This is a genomic window from Staphylococcus sp. HMSC34C02 (assembly GCF_001838705.1).
Lineage (GTDB): Bacteria > Bacillota > Bacilli > Staphylococcales > Staphylococcaceae > Staphylococcus > Staphylococcus borealis.
This window is the reverse complement of the sequence record NZ_KV838589.1, coordinates 33,542-40,613: the sequence shown is the minus strand read 5'-3', so window position 1 is coordinate 40,613 and position 7,072 is coordinate 33,542. Positions and strand designations below refer to the sequence as shown.

The window sequence follows — 7,072 nt, the reverse complement described above, 5'->3', positions numbered from 1 at the left end:
TGCAAAATAGCATTATTATATTATTTATGTCCCAACCTCAAGTAGTTCTAATGATTAAAATCAAAGAACTGCTTTAGAGCCTTTCCCACAGGAAAGCGAAATAACTTAAGCAAGCGAAATCTATCTATGAACTACTTTACGAACACTTTCATTATTTATAAATACCTTTGATCTCATCTAACCTTTCTATAAAACTATCAATATATGACTGTGGTTTCAGAATCTTAGCATGTGGCGCTAATTGATAAGCGATATAGTACGCATCGAAACGCGTACAATTCACCCATACTGTGATACTATCTTCGCTGTGTTCAACGACTTCCTTAATTGAAAACTGTTGTTGGAATTGGTTCCAAAAGTGTGTGTGAATTTGGAATAACACAGGATTACATGTGCCATCTTTCTTAAATTTTAAATTTAAAATCTTAACAGACAGAATATCTCGAAGAAGAATCGTCTCAATTTCATGATCCTCTTCATATGTAAACCAATAGTCATAATGCATATACAAGATAGATAATGGTTTAACCACTATCTTTTTATCTTGAAGTTCAATGCGAACAATTTCTTTATTCACGATTGCTTTTTGGAGGAGCATGAGATGTTTCCCAGGCAATAATTCTTGTCTGATTTTAAATTGATGTAACGTACTCATTAAAACATGTTTATCTGAAACTTTCATTGAAGTAATTGAACTAAGTAAAAATTTATGAATATCGTGATGCAATATAGGCGTTAAGCTTTGAAGTTTAATGAGCAGACTCAGAATGCCCAAACTGTGTTTACTTTGAGTATCCTGCTTAAGTTCGTATCCTGCCAATTGATGATTATAAACGACTCTAGTATTACTAGGATTCCAAAACTCATTTTCATAAAAGAAAGTGTTAATCGTATTAATATCACGTTGAATTGACTTTTTACTTACATCAGTGAATTGATTTAAGTCTTGTTGCGTAACAACATAACCTTTAAGAAGCAAAGTTAAAATATTTAGTATACGAGTTGATTTATCCAAGAATTGGGTCCCCTTTGCATCAATTCTGTATTTACTTTGAAAATTAACTATATAGTATCATATTATTTTTGTAATGTGTATAATTCCAAATTTAAAAAGTAGCGATATATCAATAAACATAAATAATAAGATAGCGTACATTTACAAAAGTAATAATCTATAAATGTTTTATTTAATATTGCAATTAAAAGAAAAAAGTGATAAATTTTTGTGTAAGCGGTTACACATAAAAGGAGTGGCAAAGTGAGAACGATTAAAGAAGTGGCTAAACAAGCAAATGTTTCAGTAGCCACAGTTTCAAGAGTGATTAATAAAAGTGGTTATGTTAAAGAAGCAACACGTAAAAGAATTGAACAAGTCATCAAAGACCTAGATTATTATCCAAATGAAACTGCAAGAACCTTATTCACTAAGAAATCTAAAACGATTGGACTGCTTTTACCAGATATGAGTAATCCATTTTTTACAATTGTTGCTAAAGGTGTTGAGGATACTGCAATTCAAAAAGGGTATCATGTCATGATTGGTAATGGTGAAATGCAAGAACATAAAGAACTTAACTATTTAACCACATTTAAAGTGAATAATTGCAGTGGCGTCATTGCTTCACAATTATCGACGCAATTTGCTTTTGATCAATTCAACTCCTATCAATTACCCTATGTTCTCATTGACCGCGTTACAGATAATCAACAATGTATCGAAGCAGATCATTATAAAGGTGGTCAATTACAAGCTGAGGCAATCATAGAAGGCAATGCGCAACGTGTATTAGTGCTACATCAAGACCTGAATTATCGTTCGTTTGAAGAACGATTCAACGGTGCAAGAACGACGTTAGAAAGTCAGGGCATTCAATTATGGATTGAAGATGAGCGTGATATTACTATGGATAAATTACAGCGTTACATTAAGTACAATGATATCGATAGTGTGATATGTAGCAATGATGTATCAGCACTGAAAATGATGAAATGGTTACATGATTTACATATTACTATTCCAGATGACATACAAGTCATTGGGTATGATGATATCCCGTTAGCTAAGCTATTTTATCCAAGTCTCACAACCATCAAACAGCCTGCATATGATATTGGTAAGCAAGCAGCATTAGGTTTGATTCAACAATTAGAACATAATGACATCACAACGAAAGTAGTATTAGATGTTGATTTAATTTATAGAGAATCTACAAGGAGGAAGACAAAATGACAAGTATTTATGTAGTTGGAAGTTTATCTATTGATTTAGTCGTTTCTACGAATCGAGTACCAAGTAAAGGCGAAACCGTACTAGGTGAGTCATTCTTTACGACACCTGGAGGCAAAGGTGCGAACCAAGCCGTAGCAGCTGCCAGACTTGGTGATGATGTGTATATGGTAGGACGCATTGGGGATGACGATTTTGGCAATCAAATTTTCACAAATTTAGAAGATAACCATGTTTTAACGACATTTCTGAAACCCGTTACACATTCGGCATCAGGGACAGCGCATATTACACTATCAGACAATGACAATAGCATTATTGTGGTGCCTTCAGCCAACAACTATGTGACTTCAGCGTATGCATTGGAAGCATTAAAACAAGCGCAAGCAGGCGACATTGTATTAATTCAACAAGAAATTCCTGCCGAAACAGTTAAAGACGTCATAACTTATTGTGATGATCATGATTTAATCTCAATTCTTAACCCGGCACCATTCCGAGAAGTAGAAGCAGAAGTCATTGATAAAGCGACATATATTACACCTAATGAAACAGAGAGTAACGCGATGTTCCAGACTAACATTGATGAAGCGTTAGCACATTATCCTAACAAACTGATTATTACATTAGGGGATAAAGGTGCTATGTATCATAACGGCACTAAAAAGGTTCATATCGCAGGATTTAAGCGAGAAGTTAAAGATACCACAGGTGCCGGAGATACATTTAATGGTGCTTTCGCAGTAGGATTACAAAAGGGATATTCCATCGCACAGGCCCTTACACTTGCGAATTTAGCAGCAAGTCACTCAGTAACAGGTATGGGCGCTCAAGGTGGTATGCCGACCTTTTCAGAAATAGAAGGTGAATTCGATGTATAAAACAGGCATATTAAACAGCGGAATTTCAAAGGTACTTAGCGACTTAGGACATACAGATCAAATTGTAATCGGCGATTGTGGGCTACCAGTGCCTAAAGATGTTAAGAAGATTGACCTAGCACTAACGTTAGGGAAGCCTAGTTTCCTAGACGTTTATGACGTCCTTAAGCAGCACATGGAAATTGAACATATTACGATAGCCGAGGAAATGGAAGTAAACAATGCACCTATTTATAAGCAAGTGACACATGACTTTTCAGACATAACAAAAGTCGATCATGAAACATTTAAAGCATTAACGAAGGATGCAAAAGCGATTATACGTACAGGTGAAGCAACACCATATGCAAACATCATACTTCAAAGTGGTGTCATATTTTAAGGGGTGAGATTAATGATTCAAATGACTAATATTCATAAAGCCTTTGGTGATAACGAGGTGCTTAAGGGTGTTGACTTTACTTTGAAACCAGGTACCGTCCATGCCTTAATGGGAGAAAATGGGGCTGGAAAATCGACGCTAATGAAAATTTTAGTAGGTATTCATAAGAAAGATCAAGGTGTCATGACGTATTCTGATGTTGAAATAGAATATAGTAATCCTAAAGAAGCGGAAGAAAAAGGATTAACCTTTATACACCAAGAATTGAATTTATATCCAGAATTAACAGTACTCGATAATTTATTTGTAGGAAAAGAAATCCGCAACAAAATGGGCATACTCAATACAAAAGCAATGAAACAACAGGCAGAACAAGTATTTAAAGAATTAGATTTCTACATTCCGTTAAATAAAGTAGTTAAAGATTGCTCGATTGGTGAGCAACAAATGATAGAAATCGCTAAAGCGATGATGACGAAAGCACAAATCATTATTATGGATGAACCGACAGCTACCTTAACAGACAAAGAAATCCGACGTTTATTCGATATGATTCGTAATTTAAAAGCAAAAGGTGTTGCCTTTGTTTACATTTCGCATAGAATGGCTGAAATATTTGAGATTTCAGATGAAATAACAGTCATGCGTGATGGCGTTTCTGTGATGTACGATGAAACACGTCATCTAACGTACAACCAAATTGTGAAAGCAATGGTAGGACGCGAATTAGATGAACAATTTCCACATAGAACGTATGAACCACAAGATATTATCTTAAATGTAAAACGTCTCAATAATCCGCTACATCATATTGAGAATCAATCATTTTATCTTAAAGAAGGTGAAATACTAGGTGTAAGTGGCTTGATGGGTGCAGGACGTACGGAAATGATGCGCAGTTTATTTGGTGTGGATAAAGCAGACAATGACATTGAAATTAAAGGTCAACCAGTGACGATCACGTCCCCAATTGAAGCGATGAAACATGGACTTGCTTTTATAACCGAGAATCGTAAGGAAGAAGGATTAATTTTAGACTTCTCCATTCAAGACAATATGGTGTTACCTTCGTTATTTAGCTTTTCAAAACATGGCATCGTAGACGATAAGAGTTCTGAGCAATTTGTTGATACGATGCGCAAAAGACTGAACATTAAATCGCCAGGCAAGCTACCAGCTGGTTCATTATCAGGAGGTAATCAACAGAAAGTCGTATTAGCTAAGTGGATTGGTACGGGTGCGCAAATCATCATATTGGATGAACCTACAAGAGGTATTGATGTTGGCGCTAAGAGAGAGATTTATCAACTTATGAATGAACTTACAGATCGTGGTGTGTCTATTATTATGGTCTCATCTGAATTACCGGAAGTCATTGGTATGAGCGATAGAGTGATGGTCGTGCATGAAGGTAATATCAAAGGAGATCTTACAGGAAATGAAATTACAGAAGAAAATATTATGACGTTAGCTACAGGGGGAACTTTAAATGAAACAGTTAACAGCTAAAACATCGTTCATGGAAAAGATTATTCCATTTATTGGTCTGATTTTATTAATTATTGTAGTGAGTATTTTAAATCCATCATTTTTAGATTTATCTAATTTACTCAACTTATTAAGACAAATTTCTATCAATGGTCTGATTGCCTTTGGGATGACATTTATTATCTTAACTGGTGGCATAGATTTATCAGTAGGTTCAATCCTTGCTTTATCATCTGCGTTTATTGCACTGATGATTACAAGTGGTGTTGATCCAATTATCGCCTTAATTATAGGTGTACTGATAGGTTTTGTTTTGGGTGCAGTCAACGGTTTACTAGTGACGAAAGGGAATATGGCGCCATTTATTGCAACACTTGCGACAATGACGATTTTCCGTGGATTAACATTAGTCATTACTGACGGCAATCCAATCACTAATTTAGGTGATAGCTATTTATTCCAACTATTTGGTAAAGGCTATTTTATTGGTATTCCGGTACCAGCAGTAACGATGATTATCGTATTTATCATTTTACTTATCATTCTTCAAAAAACAACGTTCGGTCGTCATACATATGCAATTGGTGGGAATGAGGTAGCAGCTAAAATTTCAGGTATTAAAGTGAATAAAATTAAAATCTTTATTTATGGTATTTCAGGATTAATGTCAGCGTTAGCCGGAGGAATACTAACATCACGTCTAAATTCTGCACAACCAACAGCAGGTATGTCTTATGAGTTAGATGCGATTGCCGCGGTCGTGCTTGGTGGTACGTCATTGACAGGTGGTAAAGGACGAATTGTTGGAACACTTATAGGTGTACTTATCATAGGTGTTTTAAATAATGGATTAAATTTACTCGGTGTGTCTTCATTCTATCAACAAGTCGTTAAAGGTGTAGTCATTTTAATTGCGGTATTAATTGACCGTAAAAAATAAGAGAAAGCAGGATAACAATATGAAGAAATTATTAGCCATTACATTAGCACTCGTCCTATTTTTAGCAGCATGTTCCTTAGAATCACCTTTGAAAAATGATAAAAATGGTAAAACAAATAAGAAAAAATCAGAGATTACAATTGGTGTAAGTATTTCAACGTTAAACAATCCATTCTTCGTTAAAATTAAAAATGGTATTGAAAAAGATGCCAAAGCACAAGGGATGAAAGTCAAAGTTGTAGATGCACGAGATGATTCAGCAAAACAAACGAATGACATTGAAGATTTAATTCAACAACAAGTGGATTACTTAATTGTTAACCCGACAGATTCAAGTGCAATCTCAAGTGCGGTAGAATCAGCTAATAACGAGGGGATTCCGGTAATTACGTTAGACCGATCTGTAGATAAAGGTGATGTAGCGTCATTTATTGCGTCAGATAACGTTGAAGGTGGTAAAATGGCTGGAAATTACTTGGTAGATAAAGTCGGTAAAAATGCCAAAGTGGGTGAACTTGAAGGTGTACCTGGGGCAAGTGCGACTAGAGAAAGAGGTAAAGGGTTCCACGACGTTGCTGATAAGCAGTTAAAAGTCATCGCCAAACAAAGTGCAAAGTTTGATAGAGCAGAGGGGTTAAATGTAACGCAAAACATGCTTGAAGCACACCCTGATATCCAAGCAATCTTTGCCCAAAATGATGAAATGGCTTTAGGTGCAATAGAAGCAATTGGTGGTAAGGATATTCAAGTCATTGGATTTGATGGTAATGAAGATGCGATGAAATCCATTAAAAATGGCAAACTAGATGCGACAATTGCGCAACAACCTGAACTTATGGGTAAAGAAGCAATTAAAGTAGTTAATGGTCTAATGAAAGGCGATTCTGTCGATAAACAAATTAAAGTGCCATTAAAGTTAAAACAAAGTAAGAGTTAACTAGAAAAAAAGAGCCTGGGACATAAATAATCTAATGAAGCTATTTTGCAAATTCGCAGTAGCTGACTGAACTGAAAATGCGCTTAAATCAAGCTTTTTTCAGTTCTAGTCACCCTTGCGGGCGGGGCCCCAACAAAGAGAATTTCACTAAGAAATGCTACAAGCAAAGCAAGTTGGGAGAGAGACGACGAATTTAAAAAGAATTCTGTCCCACTCC

Annotated in this window: 7 protein-coding genes; 6 read left to right on the top strand and 1 reads right to left on the bottom strand. The window is 35.5% G+C overall.

Annotated elements, in window-relative coordinates; genetic code table 11:
* Window positions 1-151: 151 nt before the first annotated feature.
* Window positions 152-1,015, bottom strand: coding sequence for a helix-turn-helix transcriptional regulator (locus HMPREF3239_RS08540; RefSeq protein WP_053030151.1), 864 nt, complete (start codon window positions 1,013-1,015; stop codon window positions 152-154).
* 243 nt (window positions 1,016-1,258) lie between these two features.
* On the opposite strand from HMPREF3239_RS08540, the gene HMPREF3239_RS08535 reads away from it, so the two are divergent.
* The 6 genes from HMPREF3239_RS08535 to HMPREF3239_RS08510 are packed head-to-tail and all read left to right on the top strand — an operon-like array spanning window position 1,259 to window position 6,855.
* Window positions 1,259-2,230 (top strand): LacI family DNA-binding transcriptional regulator, encoded by a 972-nt coding sequence (locus HMPREF3239_RS08535; RefSeq protein ID WP_053030150.1) that lies wholly within the window; start codon window positions 1,259-1,261, stop codon window positions 2,228-2,230.
* On the top strand, window positions 2,227-3,108 hold the full coding sequence (rbsK, locus tag HMPREF3239_RS08530; protein ID WP_053030149.1) for a ribokinase: 882 nt from the start codon (window positions 2,227-2,229) through the stop codon (window positions 3,106-3,108). Before HMPREF3239_RS08535 ends, rbsK begins: the two co-directional genes overlap by 4 nt.
* A complete protein-coding gene (gene rbsD / locus HMPREF3239_RS08525; protein ID WP_053030148.1) occupies window positions 3,101-3,490 on the top strand; it encodes a D-ribose pyranase in 390 nt (129 codons plus the stop codon). Before rbsK ends, rbsD begins: the two co-directional genes overlap by 8 nt.
* A 12-nt stretch (window positions 3,491-3,502) precedes the next feature.
* A complete protein-coding gene (locus HMPREF3239_RS08520; RefSeq protein WP_053030147.1) occupies window positions 3,503-4,999 on the top strand; it encodes a sugar ABC transporter ATP-binding protein in 1,497 nt (498 codons plus the stop codon).
* Window positions 4,980-5,918, top strand: coding sequence for an ABC transporter permease subunit (rbsC, locus tag HMPREF3239_RS08515; protein WP_053030146.1), 939 nt, complete (start codon window positions 4,980-4,982; stop codon window positions 5,916-5,918). The genes HMPREF3239_RS08520 and rbsC overlap by 20 nt, the downstream gene beginning before the upstream one ends.
* Window positions 5,919-5,937: 19 nt before the next feature.
* The gene (locus HMPREF3239_RS08510) at window positions 5,938-6,855 is read left to right on the top strand and encodes a D-ribose ABC transporter substrate-binding protein (protein ID WP_053030145.1); all 918 of its coding nucleotides are present in this window, start codon (window positions 5,938-5,940) and stop codon (window positions 6,853-6,855) included.
* Window positions 6,856-7,072: the final 217 nt, after the last annotated feature.